Source organism: Pedobacter nototheniae, assembly GCF_032678625.1.
Taxonomy (GTDB): Bacteria; Bacteroidota; Bacteroidia; order Sphingobacteriales; family Sphingobacteriaceae; genus Pedobacter; species Pedobacter nototheniae_A.
Genome location: NZ_JAVTSO010000006.1, coordinates 162,100 through 183,061, shown reverse-complemented (window position 1 = coordinate 183,061; position 20,962 = coordinate 162,100). Strand labels below are relative to the sequence as shown.

15 protein-coding genes are annotated in these 20,962 nt (G+C 38.0%); 13 read left to right on the top strand and 2 right to left on the bottom strand.

Annotated features, from left to right (window positions below):
* Positions 1-6: 6 nt before the first annotated feature.
* The 7 genes from R2Q77_RS17385 to R2Q77_RS17355 all read left to right on the top strand — a co-directional run bounded on the left by R2Q77_RS17385 (position 7) and on the right by R2Q77_RS17355 (position 10,516).
* Positions 7-1,548 carry a RagB/SusD family nutrient uptake outer membrane protein gene (locus R2Q77_RS17385; RefSeq protein ID WP_316804999.1) on the top strand — a complete coding sequence of 514 codons (1,542 nt, stop codon included), beginning with the start codon at positions 7-9 and terminating at the stop codon, positions 1,546-1,548.
* Positions 1,549-1,572: 24 nt separating this feature from the next.
* Entirely contained in the window at positions 1,573-2,478 is a 906-nt protein-coding gene (locus R2Q77_RS17380; protein WP_316804998.1) for a LamG-like jellyroll fold domain-containing protein, read from the top strand.
* A 57-nt stretch (positions 2,479-2,535) separates the two neighbouring features.
* A complete protein-coding gene (locus R2Q77_RS17375; protein ID WP_316804997.1) occupies positions 2,536-4,194 on the top strand; it encodes a glucoamylase family protein in 1,659 nt (552 codons plus the stop codon).
* 10 nt (positions 4,195-4,204) lie between these two features.
* Entirely contained in the window at positions 4,205-5,581 is a 1,377-nt protein-coding gene (locus R2Q77_RS17370) for a glucoamylase family protein (protein WP_316804996.1), read from the top strand.
* Between the two features lies 1 nt (position 5,582).
* On the top strand, positions 5,583-7,334 hold the full coding sequence (locus tag R2Q77_RS17365) for a family 43 glycosylhydrolase (RefSeq protein ID WP_316804995.1): 1,752 nt from the start codon (positions 5,583-5,585) through the stop codon (positions 7,332-7,334).
* Between the two features lie 40 nt (positions 7,335-7,374).
* Positions 7,375-9,669: a beta-glucosidase BglX gene (bglX, locus tag R2Q77_RS17360; protein ID WP_316804994.1), complete on the top strand. Its 2,295-nt coding sequence runs from the start codon at positions 7,375-7,377 to the stop codon at positions 9,667-9,669.
* Between the two features lie 64 nt (positions 9,670-9,733).
* Entirely contained in the window at positions 9,734-10,516 is a 783-nt protein-coding gene (locus tag R2Q77_RS17355) for an alpha/beta hydrolase-fold protein (protein ID WP_316804993.1), read from the top strand.
* Between the two features lie 113 nt (positions 10,517-10,629).
* On the opposite strand, the gene R2Q77_RS17350 is transcribed toward R2Q77_RS17355, so the two are convergent.
* Both R2Q77_RS17350 and R2Q77_RS17345 read right to left on the bottom strand, forming a co-directional pair.
* Complete coding sequence (locus R2Q77_RS17350) at positions 10,630-11,358, bottom strand: YebC/PmpR family DNA-binding transcriptional regulator (protein ID WP_316804992.1); 729 nt, start codon at positions 11,356-11,358, stop codon at positions 10,630-10,632.
* Between the two features lie 79 nt (positions 11,359-11,437).
* On the bottom strand, positions 11,438-12,382 hold the full coding sequence (locus tag R2Q77_RS17345; RefSeq protein WP_316804991.1) for an NAD-dependent epimerase/dehydratase family protein: 945 nt from the start codon (positions 12,380-12,382) through the stop codon (positions 11,438-11,440).
* 199 nt (positions 12,383-12,581) lie between these two features.
* Here R2Q77_RS17345 and R2Q77_RS17340 point away from each other — a divergent pair, with 199 nt between their 5' ends.
* From R2Q77_RS17340 to R2Q77_RS17315, 6 genes are all read left to right on the top strand, one after another.
* Entirely contained in the window at positions 12,582-13,145 is a 564-nt protein-coding gene (locus R2Q77_RS17340; protein ID WP_316804990.1) for an RNA polymerase sigma factor, read from the top strand.
* 104 nt (positions 13,146-13,249) lie between these two features.
* On the top strand, positions 13,250-14,269 hold the full coding sequence (locus tag R2Q77_RS17335; RefSeq protein WP_316804989.1) for a FecR family protein: 1,020 nt from the start codon (positions 13,250-13,252) through the stop codon (positions 14,267-14,269).
* A 190-nt stretch (positions 14,270-14,459) separates the two neighbouring features.
* Positions 14,460-17,390 carry a TonB-dependent receptor domain-containing protein gene (locus tag R2Q77_RS17330; protein ID WP_316804988.1) on the top strand — a complete coding sequence of 977 codons (2,931 nt, stop codon included), beginning with the start codon at positions 14,460-14,462 and terminating at the stop codon, positions 17,388-17,390.
* 48 nt (positions 17,391-17,438) lie between these two features.
* Positions 17,439-18,350 (top strand): sugar phosphate isomerase/epimerase, encoded by a 912-nt coding sequence (locus R2Q77_RS17325; protein WP_316804987.1) that lies wholly within the window; start codon positions 17,439-17,441, stop codon positions 18,348-18,350.
* A 280-nt stretch (positions 18,351-18,630) separates the two neighbouring features.
* Entirely contained in the window at positions 18,631-19,215 is a 585-nt protein-coding gene (locus R2Q77_RS17320) for a gluconate 2-dehydrogenase subunit 3 family protein (protein WP_316804986.1), read from the top strand.
* A 36-nt stretch (positions 19,216-19,251) separates the two neighbouring features.
* The gene (locus R2Q77_RS17315) at positions 19,252-20,952 is read left to right on the top strand and encodes a GMC family oxidoreductase (protein WP_316804985.1); all 1,701 of its coding nucleotides are present in this window, start codon (positions 19,252-19,254) and stop codon (positions 20,950-20,952) included.
* Positions 20,953-20,962 lie beyond the last annotated feature (10 nt).

Below are 20,962 nucleotides of genomic sequence, written 5' to 3'. Positions count from 1 at the left end.
ACTAAAATGAAAATTTCTAAGAAATATATAATTATACCGGCAGCTATTCTTGTTATGACAACAAGTTGCCGTAAAGGCTTTTTGGATGTAAATCCACAGGGGCAATTAACAGAAGTACAAGCATTAACCGATCCAGCAGCAGCAGACAAACTTGTTGGCGGGGTTTACAATACACTTTACCTTGGCGCTTTTGGTCCGACAACTGTAGGTCTTGAATTTACTTTTGTTTCAGATGTAGCTTCGGATGATGCAGATAAAGGCAGTACACCAACGGATTTTCAGGCTGCTCTTGATATTGACAATTTCAACATCAACGCAAATAATGAAATATTAAATAATATCTGGAAAGGTCATTATACAGCTATAGCCAGAGTAAACAGAGCCATTGATATCTTAAATCAAAGCTCTTTTGACGATGTAACCAGAAAAAAATTGCTTGGTGAAGTTCGCTTTTTAAGAGGTCTTTATTACTTTAATCTGGTTCGGTTATTTGGAGGTGTACCAAAATTAATTCGTGTACCTGAACCATCAGAAGGCAACAACGATGAATTTCAAACACGCGCGACCAAAGATCAGATTTATGCTATAATTAATGAAGATTTACAATATGCCTTTGACAATTTACCTACCAAAGGAAATACCGCAGTAGGAAGAGCAACTAAGGGAGCTGCAGCAGCTTATTTATCCAAGGTATATTTGTATCAAAAAGACTGGCAAAAAGCTTTCGATATGTCGAGCAATGTAATCAATTCGGGATTATATAACCTGGTTTCTAACTATAGCTTAATTTTTCGCGAAAAACCAGAAGGTGGAATTGGTGGAAATAATAATAGTGAATCAATCTTCGAGGTTCAAACCGGCATAAACGTTGGCGAAAATGCTGTAAGCTTATTATTTAGTAACGGCCAAGGCCCAAGGTCTAAAGGTGGCTGGAATGATTTGGGTTTCGGATTTAACACCCCAAGTTCTGACTTAGTTGGAAGCTATGAAGCTGGTGATACAAGAAGAGCAGCCACAACCATATTTATTAATCCAACAGTAGTTCCTCAAGCTGGTGGTAACGCATTAAATATAGGCACTACACTTTGGGATGGTTTCAGAATTCCAACTCAGGATTCAGTTGAGAATGCCCGCTATAGCTATAAAGCTTATCACAGCCCTTTAAAAGAGTCGCCTCAAATTTCTAATAATAAAGATTCTAAGCCTAAAAACATTAGATTAATGCGTTATGCTGAAGTATTATTAATCAATGCTGAAGCTGCTGCTAATTTGGGTAAATCAGAAGCTACAACTAATCTAAATTTAGTTAGATCAAGAGCAGGCTTACTTCCATCAACGGGAACAGTTGCCAACATCTGGAAAGAAAGAAGAGCTGAACTGGCTATGGAGCAGGATCGTTTTTTTGATTTAGTGCGTCAAGGTAGAGCAGGTGCAGTATTAAGGGCATTAGGAAAAAATTTCGTTGATGGTAAAAATGAGCTTTATCCTATTCCACAAATTCAAAGAGATTTAAGTGGTGGCCGTTTATTACAAAACCCAGGTTATTAATTCTAATTGGTTAAAAATATTTATATGAGCAAATTTTTAAATAACTCAAAAGTAAACTGGATGGTTGCGATCGCAGCTTGTCTAATGTTTTCTCAGTGTACAAAATCTAAATTAGATGATGACTTTCAGGTAGGAAATCCACCACCAGTTGCTGGTGGATATACAAATTCTTCTGAAATAGAACCCTCCAATTTAGTAGCATATTTCCCGTTTGATGGAAATATAGCAGATAACAAAGGGACCGTAACCGGGGGTGTTTTAACGGGAACATCTAATTTTCAGGGTGGAATTAAAGGTCAGGCCTATCAGGGAAAAACAGGTACATTTATTACCTATGCTAACCCAGGATTGGTTGCCGGTTTAACAAGTTTTACGGTTTCATTTTGGATTAATACCCAAAAACATGATGGTGGTGCGCAAGGCATTTTTGGCCTTGGTAAAGCCGATGGCTCATTTTGGGGTAACTTTTTCGTAATTATTGAAGGGAACAATACCAGCAGTAACAAAATGCAATCCAAACTTCATTTCGAGAAAAATGTAACGCCATCTATTCCGAATACAGAAAATTGGGTGGACCCTGCCGAGGCATTAAGGCCAAACGACATGTATGGTGCATGGCGCCAAATTACCTATACCTATGATGAAACAACGTCAAAAGTAGCTTATTATGCAAATGGACAAGCTATCGACATTGGTAATGACGCAAACAGAACATCAAATGGTACTGCACCGCTTGGCCCATTAGCATTTAAAAGTGCAACCAAATTTGTAATTGGTGGCTATCAAAACCATGCTGGAGCTCCTTTTGGTGGATTAGAGCCCTGGATGCTAAATTATACCGGTAAATTAGATGAAATGCGTATCTATAAAAAAGCATTAACATCTCAACAAGTATCTGCGCTTTATCAATTAGAAAGACAAGGCCGCTAAATAAATTTAAAGAGTATTGTTATTTCAGTATAACAGTACTCTTTAATCCTCATTCCCATGAAAATTAAAATTCTATTAGCTATTTTTCTTGTTGCCATATTCGGTTGTAAAAAAAATACACCTGTCGAAATACCTGTTCCACCTACTGGATTTACCGTTGGCGAGGTTACTATCAACGGCAAAATACCCGTTTCAGGTAAAGTGCCTGTAGTTTCATTACAACCAATAATTAAAATTACTTTCCCCAATGAAATTGTCGGAAATGATTTAGCCACCAATATTTTATTTAATGAAAGTACAGGTTCTTCTGTGCAATTTACAGCAATTCTCGAAAACAATAATAAAACAATTGTCGTTCAGCCAACTCAGAATCTTCAAGGAATAAAAGCCTATAATATATCCATCTCTACAAATTTAAAATCTACAAATGGCGGCTTTTTAGAAAGCCCCTTAACAGTTACATTTAATACCGTTGTAGATGAAACAGATAAGTTTGCCCGCGTAACTGATGACGAACTTTTAACCCTGGTACAAAAACAAACTTTCAAATATTTTTGGGATTTTGGGCATCCAACAAGTGGTTTAGCAAGAGAAAGAAATACTTCGGGTAATACGGTAACTTCAGGAGGTTCGGGATTTGGAATAATGGCGATGGTAGCGGGCATTAACCGTGGTTTTATAACCAGAACCGAAGGCTTAACAAGAATACAGAAAATGGTAACATTTTTAAAAACAGCTGAGCGTTTTCACGGAGCATACCCACATTGGCTGGATGGAAATACTGGAAAAGTAATTCCTTTTAGTGCCAAAGATAATGGTGGAGACCTTGTAGAGACATCATTTTTAATGGCCGGACTAATTACAGCCCGTCAATACTTTAATGGAACTGATGCGAGCGAAACAACTTTAAGAACGGATATAAATGCAATTTATAATGCTGTGGAATGGAGTTGGTACAGAAAAGACAATGGGAATACACTGTATTGGCATTGGAGCCCAAACTATAACTGGGACATGAACTTACCGATAAGGGGCTGGAACGAATGCCTCATTACCTATGTATTAGCGGCCTCCTCTACAACTTATCCTATTCCAAAAACAGTTTATGATAGTGGGTGGGCACAAAATGGCGCCATGAAAAATGGCAATACTTATTACGGCACCCAACTTCCTTTAGGCGTTGCAAACGGTGGACCTTTATTCTTCTCCCATTATTCATTTTTAGGAATCAACCCAAAAGGCTTAACTGACGCATATGCCAATTATGAAACACAAACTAAAGCTCATACGCTAATTAATTACAACTACGCAAGGGCAAACCCTTTGAATTATTATGGTTACAGTGAAAATTGCTGGGGCTTAACAGCAAGTGATATTCCTAATGGGTATACAGCAAGTGCGCCAGGTAACGACGTAGGCGTTATTGCGCCAACAGCAGCTTTATCTTCTTTTCCATATACACCAACAGAATCTATGCAGGCGCTGAAATATTTTTACTATAAATTAGGAAATAAAACATGGGGTGATTATGGCTTTTATGATGCTTTTTCGCTGCAAGACCAGTGGTTTGCAAATTCTACTTTAGCCATAGACCAGGGGCCAATTATTGTAATGATTGAAAACTATCGTAGTGGCCTATTATGGAATTTATTTATGAGTGCACCTGAAATTAAAACCGGAATGAAAGGTTTAGGCTTTAACAGTCCTAATCTTTAATTATTAAAAAATGAAAAAAATTACCATCCTCCCTCTTATTTTATACTGTTTTCTTAGCTACTCCTGTGTTAGAAATAAATCAACTAAAGAAACGGATAGTTCAACCGTTCAAAAAATTGAAATACAAAAGGGTTTATCAGATGAAGACTTACTTGATTTGGTGCAAAAACAAACATTCAATTATTTCTGGGATGGTGCCGAGCCAACTTCTGGTGCAGCGCGTGAGCGCTACCATGTAGACAATGTTTATCCTGAAAATGATAAGAGTACAGTAGCTACCGGAGCAACGGGCTTTGGATTAATGGCTATTTTAAGTGGAATAGACAGAGCTTACGTAAGCAAAGCAGATGGATTAGTGCGGTTAAATAAAATATTAGATTTTTTATCAAAAGCAGATCGCTTTCATGGTGCATGGTCGCATTGGATTTATGGCGAAACCGGAAAGGTACGCCCCTTTGGGCAAAAAGATAATGGAGGTGATTTAGTTGAAACCTCTTTTGTTGCGCAGGCTTTAATTTGCATAAACGAATATTATAAAAATGGAACTGCTGAAGAAAAATTAGTTGCAAACAAAGCTAATGAACTTTGGAAAGGCATTGATTTCAGCTGGTACCGCAATAAGCAAAATGTATTGTACTGGCACTGGTCGCCAGAATACAAATGGGAAATGAACTTTCCTGTTAAGGGTTATAACGAATGTTTAATTATGTATGTTATGGCGGCTTCCTCACCTACCCATACCATTCCGGCCGAAGTATATCATGAAGGATGGGCAAGAAACGGGGCAATCAAAGCAAATTTCAAACTATATGGTCATCAAATACCATTAGATTATCAAGGTGCAAAAAATTCTGTGGGTCCTTTATTCTGGGCTCATTATTCATATTTAGGTCTAAATCCTAAGGGATTGAAAGATCGCTATGCCGATTATTGGGAAAATAATGTTAACCAGACATTGGCCATTCATGATTACTGCGTAGCCAATCCTAAGAAATTTAAAGGTTATGGGGAAAATAACTGGGGTTTAACCGCAAGTTATTCGGTTAAAGGGTATGCAGCACACAGTATTCAGGAAGATTTCGGCGTAATTTCTCCTACTGCGGCTATATCTTCTATTCCATATACCCCTAAAGAATCCATGAAGGTCATCAGGCATTTATATGAAGACCTTGGGGATAAAGTTTGGGGTAAGTACGGTTTTTATGATGCTTTTTCGGAAACTGAAAACTGGTATCCTCAAAGATATTTAGGAATAGATCAGGGACCAATGGTTGTGATGATCGAAAATTACCGGTCGGGCTTACTCTGGAAATTATTTATGCAAAACAGCGATGTAAAAAATGGTTTAACCAAACTTGGATTTGAGCATCCTGCAATAAAGAAATAGTATGAAAAGATTAATTATAACCTTAATAACGCTAATTTGTATTTCTTCCGCATTTGCACAAAACAATAAAACCTATTGCAACCCCATTAATTTAGATTATGGCTATACGCCAATTCCAAATTTTGCCGAATGGGGGAAACACAGGGCAACAGCCGATCCGGTAATTGTAAATTTTAAAGGGGATTATTATTTATTTTCGACCAACCAGTGGGGTTACTGGTACAGCAGCGATATGTCTGACTGGAAATTTGTTTCACGACATTTTTTACGACCAGAGCATAAAGTTTACGACGATCTTTGTGCGCCATCTGTTTGGATTCAGGGCGATACCATGCTTGTTTTCGGATCAACCTATTCAAAAAACTTTCCCATCTGGATGAGCACCAATCCTAAAGGTAACGAATGGAAAGAAGCCGTTCAGGAATTTGAAATTGGCGGGTGGGATCCAGGTCATTTTGTAGATGAAGATGGAAAAGTTTACATGTACAATGGCAGCAGCAACTCTTACCCTCTTTATGGGATAGAATTAAAGAGAAAAACTTTTCAGCCGATTGGTACGCGCAAGGAGCTTTTGCTTTTAAATCCGGGCAGGTTTGGCTGGCAGCGTTTTGGCGAATATTTGGATGATACCTTTCTTGATCCTTTTATGGAAGGTGCCTGGATGACTAAGCATAACGGAACTTATTTTTTACAATATGGTGCTCCCGGAACTGAGTTTAGCGGTTATGCTGATGGCATTGCCACTTCTAAAAGCCCTCTGGGTCCTTTTGAGCATCAATCTTTACCACTTTCGTGGAAACCAGGTGGTTTTGCCCGTGGTGCGGGGCACGGAGCAACTTTCCAGGATAATTATAACAACTACTGGCATGTTTCTACTATAGTGCTTTCTGTTAAAAACAATTTCGAACGCAGAATTGGCATCTGGCCTGCCGGCTTTGATCAGGACAATAATATGTATACCAATACGGCCTTTGGCGATTATCCTACATATTTACCAACTTCTCTCGATGGCGAAGCAGAACCGGGAATCAGGTCGTTGTTTACCGGATGGATGTTATTAAATTACAACAAACCTGTGCAGGTCTCCTCAACCTTAGGTAACTACAATTCAAACAACGCAGTTGATGAGAGTATTAAAACTTACTGGAGCGCCACATCGGCAAATAAGGGCGAATGGATTCAAAGTGATTTGGGACAGGTTTCGACTGTAAACGCAGTTCAGCTTAATTATGCAGATCAGGATGCCGAATTTTTGGGCAAGCAGCTTAATACCTACCATCAATATCAATTATTTTATTCGGTTGATGGTAAAACCTGGAAAATGCTGGCCGATAAGAGTCAAAACAAAACAGATGTTCCGCATGATTATATCGAATTAAAAGAGCCAGTTAAGGCCAGGTACATTAAACTGGTTAACATCCATATGCCAACCGGAAAATTTGCCATCAGTGGTTTAAGGGTTTTTGGTAATGGCGGTGGTGCTCCACCGCAGGAAGTTAAAAACTTCATCGTTTTACGTACTGAAAAAGATAAACGCAGTGCCTGGCTTAAATGGAAACCCGTAGATAATGCTTATGCTTACAATATTTACATGGGTATTGCGCCCGATAAACTATACAACTGTATGATGGTTCACGGGGCAAACGAGTATTGGTATAAAGGAATGGACAATCAAAAACCTTATTACTTTTCTATCGAAGCCATAAATGAAAATGGTATTTCCCAAAGAACCCAGGTTATAAAGGTTGAATAGCACACATACAACATATTTGATTAAATAATAAACACACAGAATGAAAAAAGCGAATTTCCTATTTATTTTATTAGCCCTTGCCGCCATGAATTCAATGGCACAAACCAAAAAAACTGTTTCAGCAGAACAGGCAAAAATGAATTCATTTATCTCTGGCTTAATGGCTAAAATGACGGTAGATGAAAAAATTGGCCAGTTAAATTTGGTTACGGGTGGCGAAGCAACAACAGGATCGACGGTAAGTACGGATGTTGAATCTAAAATTGCAAAGGGAAATGTTGGTGGCATTTTCAGTATGACAACTCCCGAAAAAATTAGAAAAACACAGGAAGTGGCAATGAAAAGCCGTTTAAAAATTCCATTAATTTTTGGACAGGATGTTATTCATGGTTACAAAACCACCTTCCCTATTCCTTTGGCTTTGGCAGCCAGCTGGGATTTACCACTTATCCAGAGTACAGCACGTGTTGCAGCTACAGAAGCCAGTGCAGATGGTATCAACTGGACTTTTTCTCCTATGGTTGATGTTTCACGCGATGCCAGATGGGGAAGAATTTCTGAGGGCAGCGGTGAAGATACTTTCTTAGGTTCAGAAATTGCCAAAGTAATGGTTAAAGGTTACCAGGGCGATGATTTGAAAAAAATCAACACCATTATGGCTTGTGTTAAACACTTTGCGCTTTATGGTGCGGCAGAATCTGGCCGTGATTACAATACAACCGACATGAGTTTGGATAGAATGTACAACGATTATCTTCCGCCATACAAAGCAGCATTAGATGCGGGTGCCGGAAGTATTATGGTTTCTTTTAATGATATTAATGGCGTTCCAGCAACTGCAAACAAATGGTTATTAACTGATCTTTTACGTAAACAATGGGGTTTCAATGGATTTGTTGTTTCTGATTACACAGGTGTAAGCGAATTAATTGAACATGGTTTAGGTGATCTTCAAACCGTATCAGCCAAATCATTAAATGCGGGTAATGATATGGATATGGTGAGCGAAGGCTTCTTAACGACTTTAAAAAAATCATTACAGGAAGGAAAAGTAAGCATTGCACAAATTAATAACTCGTGCCGTTTAATTTTAGAAGCAAAATATAAATTGGGTTTATTCGAAGATCCGTACAGATATTGTAATGATGAGCGTGCTAAAAATGAAATTTTAACCGCGGCAAACTTAAAAGCAGCCAGAGAGGCGGCCACTCAAAGTTTTGTTCTTTTGAAAAACGAAAACAAAACACTTCCATTAAAAAAATCAGGCACAGTTGCTTTAGTTGGCCCTTTGGCCAATACAAGATCAAACATGCCGGGCACCTGGAGTGTAAACGCTGATTTGGTTAATACGCCATCGCTATTGGAAGGATTACAAAATGTAGTGGGTAATCAAGTTAAAATTATTCACGCTTTGGGTGCTAACTTAACGGCTGATGCCACTTTACAAACCAACTCAACCATGTTTGGCCGTGATATTCCAAGAGACAACAGACCAGAAGAAGAAATTATAGCAGAAGCTGTAAAAGCAGCTAAAAGTGCGGATGTAGTTGTTGCAGCATTAGGCGAAAGCTCTGAAATGAGTGGCGAAAGTTCAAGTCGCACAGATATAGGTATTCCCGAAACGCAAAAAAGATTACTTGCAGCTTTATTAAAAACGGGTAAACCTGTAGTATTGGTTTTATTTACCGGCAGACCACTTGCCATTAAATGGGAAAGTGAAAATGTACCAGCCATTTTAAATGTGTGGTTTGGTGGCGTTCAAGCGGCAAATGCCATTGGCGATGTGTTATTTGGCAATGTTAATCCATCAGGTAAACTACCGGTTACATTTCCTCAAAATGTTGGGCAGGTACCCATTTATTACAGTCACAAAAGTACAGGCAGGCCTTTAGCTGAAGGAAAGTGGTTTTCTAAATTCCGTTCAAACTATTTAGATGTAAGCAACGATCCGCTTTATCCTTTCGGTTACGGTTTAAGTTATACCACATTTGGTTACAGCGATATTAAACTGAGTTCAAATACCTTAACAAAAGGAAAATCAATTACAGCAACAATTACCTTAACCAACAACGGTAATTTAGAAGGTAAAGAAGTGGTTCAACTCTATACAAGAGATTTGGTTGGAAGCAGTACGCGGCCTGTAAAAGAATTAAAAGGTTTTAAAAAAATCAGTTTAAAACCAGGTGAAAGCAAAGAAGTGAGTTTTACCCTTTCGGAAAATGACCTTAAATTTTATAATGCTGATTTAAAGTTCGTGGCAGAACCCGGTGATTTTAAATTATTTATCGGCACAAATTCACACGATGTAAAAGAGGCTGGTTTTACCTTGAAATAAAAAATTACACCCCCCATTAGCCCCGGTCTATTGTTTAATAGCCGGGGTTTTCTATTTTTGCTATATGAAGAAGTTATCCCTAACCATTGCAGTACTTTTAATAGTGCTTTTCTCTAAAGCTCAGGATTTTAAAAAATATGACAAAGGAAGCTACATTAAAGGAAAAGATTCTATTTACTATAGAATTTTATTCCCCGAAAATTTTAATCCTGACCAAAAATATCCAATAATATTCTTTTTGCACGGAAGTGGTGAACGTGGAAACGACAACGAGAAACAGCTGGTTCATGGAGGGAAATTATTTTTAAAGAATGATTTAAGGAAGAATTTTCCTGCCATTGTTGTTTTCCCTCAATGTCCGGAAAATGATTTTTGGGCAAATGCTATTTTTTCTACGAGCCCGGCCGGAAAACGAAAAATCAGTTTTGTAGAAGGTGGCAAACCAACTAAAGTAATGCATGCTTTAACTGGTATGGTTAAAGATTTTTTAAAAAAACCTTATGTAAATAAAGATCAGGTTTACGTTGGCGGTCTTTCTATGGGCGGTATGGGTACTTTTGAGTTATTAAGACGCAAGCGCCGTACCTTTGCTGCTGCCTTTTCTATTTGTGGAGGTGATAATACAAATAACATTAAGAAATACCAAACGGTTCCGTTGTGGATTTTCCATGGCGCTAAAGATGATGTAGTTGATCCGGCATTTTCCATCGCCATTTCTGAACGCTTAAAAACAGTGGGCGACGAAGTTAAATTTAGCCTTTATCCAAAAGACAACCACAACAGCTGGGACAGCGCATTTGCAGAACCTGAATTATTGCCCTGGTTATTTTCGCATAAGAAAAAATAGATTAAATAGAATAATCCGTCATACTGAAATAATTTCGGGGCGAAGAGCGTTGATTAAAAACAGAAAAGGTCCCGACATAAAACCGGGACCTTTTCTATAAATATCAATTGCTATTATTCAGCCATGTTGTGATAAACTGCCTGCACATCATCGTCTTCTTCCAGTTTATCAATTAATTTTAAAACATCAGCCGCTTGTTCTTCCGTTACCTCGTGGTGCGAAAGCGCAATACGTTCTAATTTTGAACTTTTCAATTCAATTCCTTTTTCTTCCAATGCTTTTTGCAGCGAGCCAAAGTTTTCGAAAGCAGCTTGGGCTACTGCAATATCGTTTCCTTCCTCATCCGCTTCTACGTATAATTCTTCTAAACCGGCGTCAATTAATTCAAACTCCAATTCTTCCAAATCCAAACCTTCTGCAGGTACAAAACGAAAAATAGATTTACGGTTAAAAACAAAATCCAATGAACCTGTTTTACCTAAAGACCCATCAGTTTTATTAAAATAACTCCGAACGTTAGCTACTGTACGGTTGGTATTATCAGTTGCTGTTTCTATCAAAACGGCTACACCATGAGGTGCATAACCTTCGTAAACAATTTCTTCATAATTGGCCATTGATTTATCAGATGCACGCTTGATTGCAGCTTCAACTCTATCTTTTGGCATGTTTACAGCTTTTGCATTTTGTATAGCTGTGCGTAAACGGGAGTTGGTTTCAGGATGAGGCCCTGATTCCTTAACAGCCATTACGATATCTTTACCAATACGCGTAAACTGGACTGCCATTTTAGCCCAACGTTTAAATTTTCTCTCTTTTCTAAATTCGAATGCTCTTCCCATTTTTTTAGTATTAAGTATTTTATAACCAGTATAAGATTAGGGCAGTAATACCTTAAGCTTTTTACTTTTACGCGATACCTTATTTTTTTAAATTTTTTAACATATCTATTGTAAGTTTCGATAAATCGAACTCAGGTTTCCAGTTCCAGTCTTTAGTTGCATAACTATCATCAATTGAGCGCGGCCAGCTGTTTGCAATTTGCTGACGTGGATCATTATCTGTGTAAGTTAATTTAAAATCCGGAATATGTTTTCTGATTTCGTCTGCTAAAACTTCAGGGGTAAAATGTACACCACCAAAATTGTAACTGCTTCTTACACTAATTTGATCTGCCGGTGCATCCATAAGTTCAATGGTTCCGCGGATTGCATCATCCATATACATCATTGGCAATTCTGTGGCCGCATTTAAAAAACTCTGGTAACTTCCTTTTTTCAACGCATCGTGGAAAATATGGATGGCATAATCAGTTGTTCCACCACCAGGTGCAGCTTTCCAGCTAATTAAACCTGGATAACGGATGCTGCGCACGTCCAATCCGTATTTCTGGTGGTAATATTCGCACCAACGTTCGCCAGCCAGTTTACTAATTCCGTAAACCGTATTCGGATCCATAATGCAATATTGTGGTGTATTGTCTTTTGGCGAGTTAGGCCCGAAAACAGCAATTGAACTTGGCCAATATACTTTAGCGGTTTTATATTCAAGGGCTAAATCCAAAACGTTGAGTAAGCCATTCATGTTCAAATCCCATGCAAGTTTAGGGTTTTGCTCGCCTGTTGCAGATAATAATGCAGCTAATAAATAAACTTGTGTTGGTTTGTATTTTTTGAATATACCATTGATGATGTCTTTTTCCAGAACGTTCACAAATTCAAAAGGTCCGGCATTTTTAATATCATAATCAGGCCTGCGGATATCACAAGCAATAACATTATCATCGCCATGGATTTTACGCAACATGGTTACCAACTCCGTGCCTATTTGCCCGTTAGAGCCCAAAACAACTATTTTTTCCTGCATATTTTATTGAAATTTAGCAAAGGTAAAAAAATGAGGTAAAAAGAAACACAAATTATTTATTCTTTATATAGCTTAATAAAAAAACATATAACAGGCTGTTCTCTACGCATAAAAATCAAGGTATTTAATAAAGTTAAGATAACCGATAAAATAAATAAATCGTTACATTTACTATACTAAAACATATTTCTAACCAACAATGAACCTCGCTGTAGAGCCACAAAATGCTACTGATTTAATTGATCGCCTTAAAGCGGGCGATAGTGAGGCCTATGAAAAAATTTATTCCCTGTTTAGCAAAACGCTGCTTGCCGCAGCCTATAAAAAAACTGGCGACAAAATAATAGCAGAAGAACTGGTTCAAAACATATTCATTTCCTTATGGGAAAAAAGGCTGAATGCAGACATTCAAAATTTACAGGCATACTTATTTGGTTCACTTAAATATGCTGTGATGAACCATATCCGCAAGCAGGTTTTGGAGAACAAATACATGGCCTATAAAAACCTGGATTATAACGAAACCCACCAGGATACGGCCAGTTTGGTTAATTTAAATGATTTATCGGGCCTTATCGAAAAAGGAATTAATTCTTTACCGGAAAAAACCCAGGAAGTTTTTAGATTGAGCAGATACGAACATCAAACCACTAAAGATATTTCAGCAGAATTAAACATATCTGAAAAAGCAGTTGAATATCACATTACACGCTCGCTGAAGCGAATAAAACAATACATTAAAAATTTTTATTTATTTTTATAATTGATTACCAATGAATTACAATTAACTGTAATTTATTCCATCTTTCTATTTAGGGTTCATGCCTGGTTGCGTTACTTGTATATAATTGCGCCAAATATATCTTTATGAACCAACAATCGTTTATCGATCTGCTTACCCGTTATGAGAAGGGAAATTGCACAGAAAGTGAGGAGCTTTTTGTAAATAAATGGTACGATCTTTTAGGTGACCGTAATCTTAATCAACTTTCAGCGGCAGAACTCGATGAAATGAGTAATCGCGTTTGGGCTAATTTAAAAACCACACCACATCCCGTAAAACAATTTAAATTAAAACGCATCTGGATTAAAACAGCTATTGCGGCCTCAATAACCATTGCTTTTTTAATTGCAGGTTTATACGCTGTTAATTACAATCATGCCCGGCAATCTTTTCTTAACGAAAACAGTGGCTTAACCTTAATTACGGAAAGCAACAACACAAATCAGCCTGTTACCCTTAACCTATCCGATCAAAGTAAAATTACCCTTGCGCCAAATTCAAGTGTTATCTATCCGAAAGTATTTGCTGCCAATAAAAGAAATATTTACTTAAAGGGCAATGCTTTTTTCGCAGTGAGTAAAAACCCTAAAAAACCATTTTATGTATACAATCAACATTTAATTGTCAGGGTTTTAGGCACCAGTTTTTCCATCAGAGAATGTGGAGATACAGGCCCGGCGCAGGTTTCGGTTAGAACGGGTAAAGTTCAGGTGAATGAAAATACTAAAAGTAGGCTCATCGATATAGAAACGCATAAAACAGCCAAAACGATATTGCTTACACCAAATCAAAAGGGCGTTTTCGCCAATCACCAACTCAATAAAACCCTTGTTGAAAAACCAATCCCTTTGGCTGTAGCGTATAATATTCCAAACAACATCAGCTACAATTTTAAGGAAGAACGTTTAGGTGAAATTTTCAAAACGCTAACCGAAGCCTACGGAATAGAAATCAAATCAGAAAATGAGCAGATATTAAACTACACTTTTACAGGAGATTTAAGTAAAAAAGGACTTTACGATCAGCTTAACTTAATCTGCGGATCTATTTCAGGCAAATATTCAATAAACGGAACCAACATTATGGTTTCAAACCACAACTAACCAAAATATAAATTATGAAGCAAAAAGTTATTTCAAACAGTCCTTAGCCACAGGCTAATCCACCTGATATTTTCTTTAAAAACAAAGCCGACAATGTGGGGCATTGCCGGCGAGTTAAATACATTAAGAATGTATTCGGGTATTTCTATGTCCAATAAATCCTATCATTTAATGAACAATAACCAAATTTATGAAAAAAAAATTACTTATTTCCCTGGCTCTATATGCAATGAGAAATTCGATCTATCAAATATTAGCAATAACAATTTTTACGTGCAGCGCATTTGCTAAAAATGCAGAAGCACAGGATTTTCTGAATAGACAAATCTCTATTAAAGCTGAACAGACAGATATTAAAACCATAATCGATAAAGCCAGCACACTGGCAAGCGTACAATTTGTTTACAGTCCGCAATTAATTAATTCGAACCGGAGAGTATCCATAAATGTAGTCAACCAAAAACTAAAATATTTTTTGGATAACTCCTTAAAAAAATATGATGTGGGCTACCGGATTGTAAAAGACCAGATTTTACTGTATTCCATTCCGGCTAACAATAATTTAGAATTGCTAAAAGCTTTTGATGGTGTGGTAACCGGTAAAGTAAGCGATAGTAAGGGCAACCCCTTACCCGGCGTTTCGGTTAGTGTAAAAGGTAAAACCATTGGAACCACAACAGATTTGAATGGTAATTTCTCTTTAAAAGGATTAACGGTTGATAGTCGGGTAATTGTGCTCACTTATGTTGGCTTTATTTCCAAGGAAGTTACCTTATCAGCGGGCAATGCCGATGAGAACTTAAACATCAGCTTATCTGAAGACGCCTTACAATTAGAAGGCGTTATGGTTACCGGCGGTAATCCAAAGAAAAAATTGGAAAGCAGTGTGGCGCTAACCTCGGTAAGCAACCAGGACATTACCAACCGTGCACCATTAAACAGTACCGATTTATTAAAAGCCATTCCGGGTTTAACCGTAGAAAGTACCGGAGGAGATGGTCCGGGCAATGTTTGGGTAAGAGGTTTTCCTCAGCAAGGTGGTTATATTTTCTTAGGCATACAAGAAGATGGCTTGCCTTTGCTGCCAACAGGATTTAACACAAACCCTTCCATTGATCAATACTACAAAACAGATTTAACCATCCAGAATATTGAAGCCGTAAGAGGTGGAAATGCTTCGATTATCCAGGCAAATACACCGGGTGCAGTAGTAAACAACATTAGTTATGTTGGTGCAGATAAACCATATGGGCAGGTTAAATTTACAACGGGTTTTTCACAGGGTTTGTATCGTTTTGATGGTAATACTGGTGGAAAAATCAATGATCTGATTAAATATAACATCGGGGGTTTCTACAGAACAGATAAGGGTGTAGTAGATCAGGGTTTCTCTCCGGCAAACCAGGGTGGACAAATTAAAGGAAATATGACCTTTAATTTCAAAAATAATAAAGGTTTTATCAGGGTGTATGGAAAATACCTGAACGATAAAGTGCAGTTTTTATTAACCAGCTATTATCCTTATGATGGCACTGGAAAACCAAGAAATTATGGAAGTTACGATATGGTTAGCCAATCTATTGTTCCATTACAAACAGACTGGAGTTACAATGACCCTGCAGGTTCAAGCCATAACTTTAGCCTTACTGACGGGATTCATACTAAATTAGGTTCCGGTGGTTTTCAGTTTAATTATCTAACAGATAGCGGGTGGCAGATTGTAAATAATTTCCGTTATCAGAATACGCATACCAATAGTACTTATACAGTGCCAAGTGGTATTGCCGCCAGAACAGCAGCTACACCATATTATTATCCTGGCGGAGCAGTGGCTCCATTCAGTGCAGGCGACCAGGTAATTACTTCTTCTGCTAACGGACAAATCAACAGTGATGTACAGGTTGTAGATTACCTTGACCTGAAAAAAACTTTTGAAAAACACAGTTTAAGTTTAGGTCTTGGCATTCATCAGTACAATCGCGATGATTTGAGGTATACGTTTAGAAGCTTTTCTGAATTTAAGGAGCACCCAAGCATTTTATTACAAAGCCCCGCGGCTTCGGAAAGAACCATCCAAACTAAAAATACATTTATTGGTGATACCAGAACCTTATCTGCTTACGCCAGCGATGAGGTTAAAATCAGCGATCAATGGCGTTTGGACATTGGTGCCAGGATAGATAACCAGAATGTTAAAGGTAAAAGACCATTTTATGCCTTAAATGCAGATGGAACTCCAAATATAACTGCCGCAGCCAATCCAACCATTGCGGGTTACACCGATTACAATGAAACCTTAACCAATTGGGCCGCTTCATTAGGTGCCAATTATAAAATTAATTCTACAGCAAGCGTTTTCGCGAGGGTAACAAAGGCATACAACGCTCCAAATATTGGCGATTATAATGCTGCCGCATATAATCCGGTAAACATTAAAAAACGTCCGGTTTATTTAGGAGAGATTGGCTTTAAATATGCTAAAAACAACCTGGCTATTTTCGCTTCAGGAAGTTATTCTGCTATAAAAAATACTTCTTTAACCATCAATGTTCCAACAATAGCTTCCGGAACGCAAGCGCTGGTTGCATTTGGCTCTACCAGAACATGGAGTGCTGAGTATGAAGTTTCTTATAAAATATTTAAACCTCTTAGTTTAAGGCTTACCGGAACCCTGCAAGATTCTAAATACACAGATTATACTGCATCAACCAGAACAAACTCTGCGGTACTTGCTCAGTTTGGAGATAAGGATTACAGCTTTACCGGCAACAGAACAGAAAGAGTTCCGGTTTTAAATACTGAGCTCGGTGCAAACTACGATTATAAAAAAGTGAATTTATATGTTTCCGCAACTTATGTGGGCAGCCGGTTTACTTCTCCAAGTGACAGCTATAAATTACCCGCTTACGTAGTGATGAAAGCTGGTGCAGGCTATAACTTTACCAAAAAAGTAGCCATTAGATTTTGGGCAGACAATTTGCTAAATGCAAGGGTGCTTACCGAGGGCGATGTTCGAGGAGATCAGTTCAGGGATTTTACAGCTGTAACCCCAGGCACATTGATGATTGGAAGAACTTTACTTCAACGTACCTTCTGGGGATCTTTATCTTATTCATTCTAATAACCAGGCCAGCGTTTAAAAGCGCTGGCTTTTTAATTTATAAACCACATGACAAATAGAAGAACATTTTTGCAAAAAACAGGCTTAGCCGCAGCTGCAGCTTTTATAAGCCCATCTATTATAACCTCAGCATTAGCAAACAGCACTAACCTCAAAATTTCAAAAATCGGCATTCAGTTGTTTACCTTAAGAGAACAATTAACCGCTAATGTTAGGGAAACCATTACCAAAGTGGCAAAAATTGGATACAACCAGGTCGAAACTTATTATGGTTACCCGGGCAAGTATGAGGTGGAGGGCTTTTGGGGCTTGGATGCCAATGAATTTAATACCTTACTAAAATCAAACAACCTGACCTCACCAAGCGGGCATTACAATACCACTGAATTTTTATCCTCCGGAGAAGACAAACTTTTAAAACAGTATATCGAAATTGCAGCCATAGTAGGACAGAAATATTTTGTAATCCCTGCTTTACCCACCAACATTAGAACAAACGGAACATTAGATGATTATAAAAAAATGGCAGAAAGATTTAATATTGCTGCCGGCTTATGCCAAAAATCAGGTCTGAAACTAGCGTACCACAATCATAATTTCGAATTTAAAGATCAAGGTTCGGGGCAAACCGGTTATGAAATTTTATTAAAGGAAACCGATACAAAGCTCGTTAGCTTTGAACTCGATTTGTTTTGGGCAGTTAATGCCGGGTTAAATCCTATTGAAATGTTTAGGAAAAATCCGGGTCGCTATAAACTCTTCCACGTGAAGGATATGGACAAAGCAGACAAAAATATTTTTGCCGAAGTAGGTTCGGGAAGGATTGATTTCAAAAGCATTTTTGCCCAGGCCAACCTCGCCGGATTAGATTATATTTTTATTGAACAGGATGTAATAAAAAAAGAGCCTTACCAAAGCATTACGGAAAGCTACAACTACATTAAAAAAAATCTGATTTAGGTGTTTTTTAATGGCAAAACTTAACCCTCACCGTTTTCAGACCGGCAAATGGAATAAAAATAATCTTAATGTACATTGTACACGAAGGAAATTAAGAAATGAAAAACGATTTAGTAATATCTAAAAGGCAACAAAACTCAATTATTTAGAATAATTCTACGGGGTAACAATCGCATTGCATACGAATAATTTAATGATTTATCCGCACTCTTTCTGCCTTTTTTTTTCTAATATTACTAATTCAACACATAGATAACCAATATATAAAATCATAAAGACGATGCAAAGAAGAGAAGCACTAAAAAGCGTTGCTTTATTGCTGGGAGGAGCCATCTCAGCAAGCACTATGGGCGTTTTGTTTGAGAGTTTTACCTTGCCTGAACATGAGAAGAATTTTGTTTCTTTTAGTCCTGAGCAGGAAAAAGTCCTGGCAGAATTTGCCGATGTCATTGTTCCAACAACCAAATCATCCGCTGGTGCCAAGGCAGCAGGATTGGGAACTTTTATTCCAATGATGATTAAAGATTGTTATCCAACGGCAATGCAAACCTCATTTGCCAAGGGTTTCGCGGCATTTGAAGCAAAATCAAACAAAGATTTCGGTAAAAGTTTTGCGCTGTTAAGCGTCCAGGACCGTGAAAAATTAATGGGAGATGTTAGAACCATAACCCTTGCCCAAAAAGAAAGCAAAGCTGATGAAAACAAAGATTTAGCTTATTTCTTTATTACCGCAAGAGATTTAACACTCCTGGGTTATTATTCATCAGAAATTGGCTGTACCAAAGCCCGCGAATATGTTCTTATTCCAGGCAGATACGATGGCAGTGCACCTTTAAAGCCCGGCCAAAGATCTTGGGCAACCTAATAAATAATCAACAACTACAACTTCGAGCAAAACATCATGAATTTAAATACAAATTTAAAAGCAGAAAACACATACGATGCTATAGTTATAGGATCGGGGATTAGTGGCGGCTGGGCTGCAAAAGAACTAACAGAAAAGGGCCTTCGTGTTTTAATGCTGGAAAGAGGCATGAACATAGAACACATTAAAGATTACGATTCTGCCATGAAAAACCCATGGGACATTAAGCACGCAGGCAAGTTAACGGAGGAGATGAAAAGGACGCACCCTGTGCAAAAAAGAGATTACCCCTACAATGAAGCAACTGAAAAGTGGTGGGTAAACGATTTGGAATGTCCATACACGGAGGATAAACGCTTCGACTGGTATCGTGGTTTTCATGTGGGTGGCAAATCATTAATGTGGGGCCGTCAGAGTTACCGCTTAAGCGATCATAACTTTGAAGATAATGCTAAAGATGGTCATGGTAACGACTGGCCTGTGCGTTATAAAGAATTATCGCCATGGTATGATTATGCGGAGCGCTTTGCTGGCATCAGTGGTCAGAATGAAAACTGGCCAACCTGCCCAGATGGACAATTTTTACCACCAATGGATTTAAACTGCGTTGAAAAATCAGTTAAAGCCCGTGTGGAAGAACATTATAAAAGAGAAAGAATTATTACCATTGGTCGCGTAGCCAATTTAACCGTACCACACAAAGGCCGTGGAAATTGCCAATATAGAAATTTATGTAGCCGCGGTTGTCCGTTCGGTGCTTATTTCAGTACGCAATCCTCTACCTTACCAGCAGCAATGGCAACTAAGCGTCTTACTTTAAGACCATATTCAATTGTTAATCATATCATTTACGATAAGAATACTAAAAAGGCCAAAGGTGTTATGGTTATTGATGCGCAAACCAACAAAACAATGGAGTTTTATGCCAAAATTGTTTTTGTTAATGGTTCTACTTTAGGTTCAACATTCATTTTATTAAATTCTACTTCAGAAGCCCATCCAAATGGTTTAGGCAATGCAAGCGGGCAATTGGGGCACAACTTGATGGATCACCATTTCCGTTGTGGTGCTTCAGGCGACGCTGAAGGTTTTGACGATAAATACACTTATGGCCGACGTGCAAATGGTGTTTACGTACCAAGGTATCAAAACATTGGTAATGATAAGCGCGATTATTTACGTGGTTTTGGCTATCAGGGCGGTGCAAGCAGAAGTAACTGGCAAAATGATGTTGCCGAACTTTCTTTCGGTGCTGATCTTAAAGAAAAAATGACGACTCCAGGAAAATGGTCGATGGGATTGGGCGGTTTTGGTGAAATGTTGCCTTATTATGAAAACAAGGTTTACATTGATAAAACTAAAAAAGATAAATGGGGCCAACCTGTATTGGCTATCGACTGTGAATATAAAGAGAACGAGAAAAAAATGCGTGTTGATATGATGAACGATGCTGCAGAGATGCTTGAAGCAGCGGGCATGAAAAACATTAAAACGTACGATGCAGGTTGTTATCCGGGTATGGCGATCCATGAAATGGGTACAGCCAGAATGGGTAACGATCCTAAAACATCGGTTTTAAATAAATGGAATCAAATGCATGAAGTAAACAATGTGTTTGTTACAGATGGATCGTGTATGCCTTCTATCGCTTGCCAAAATCCATCATTAACCTTTATGGCGCTTACTGCACGTGCGGCAGATTACGCAGTTAAAGAATTAAAGAAAAAGAATATCTAAAAGGTTTAAG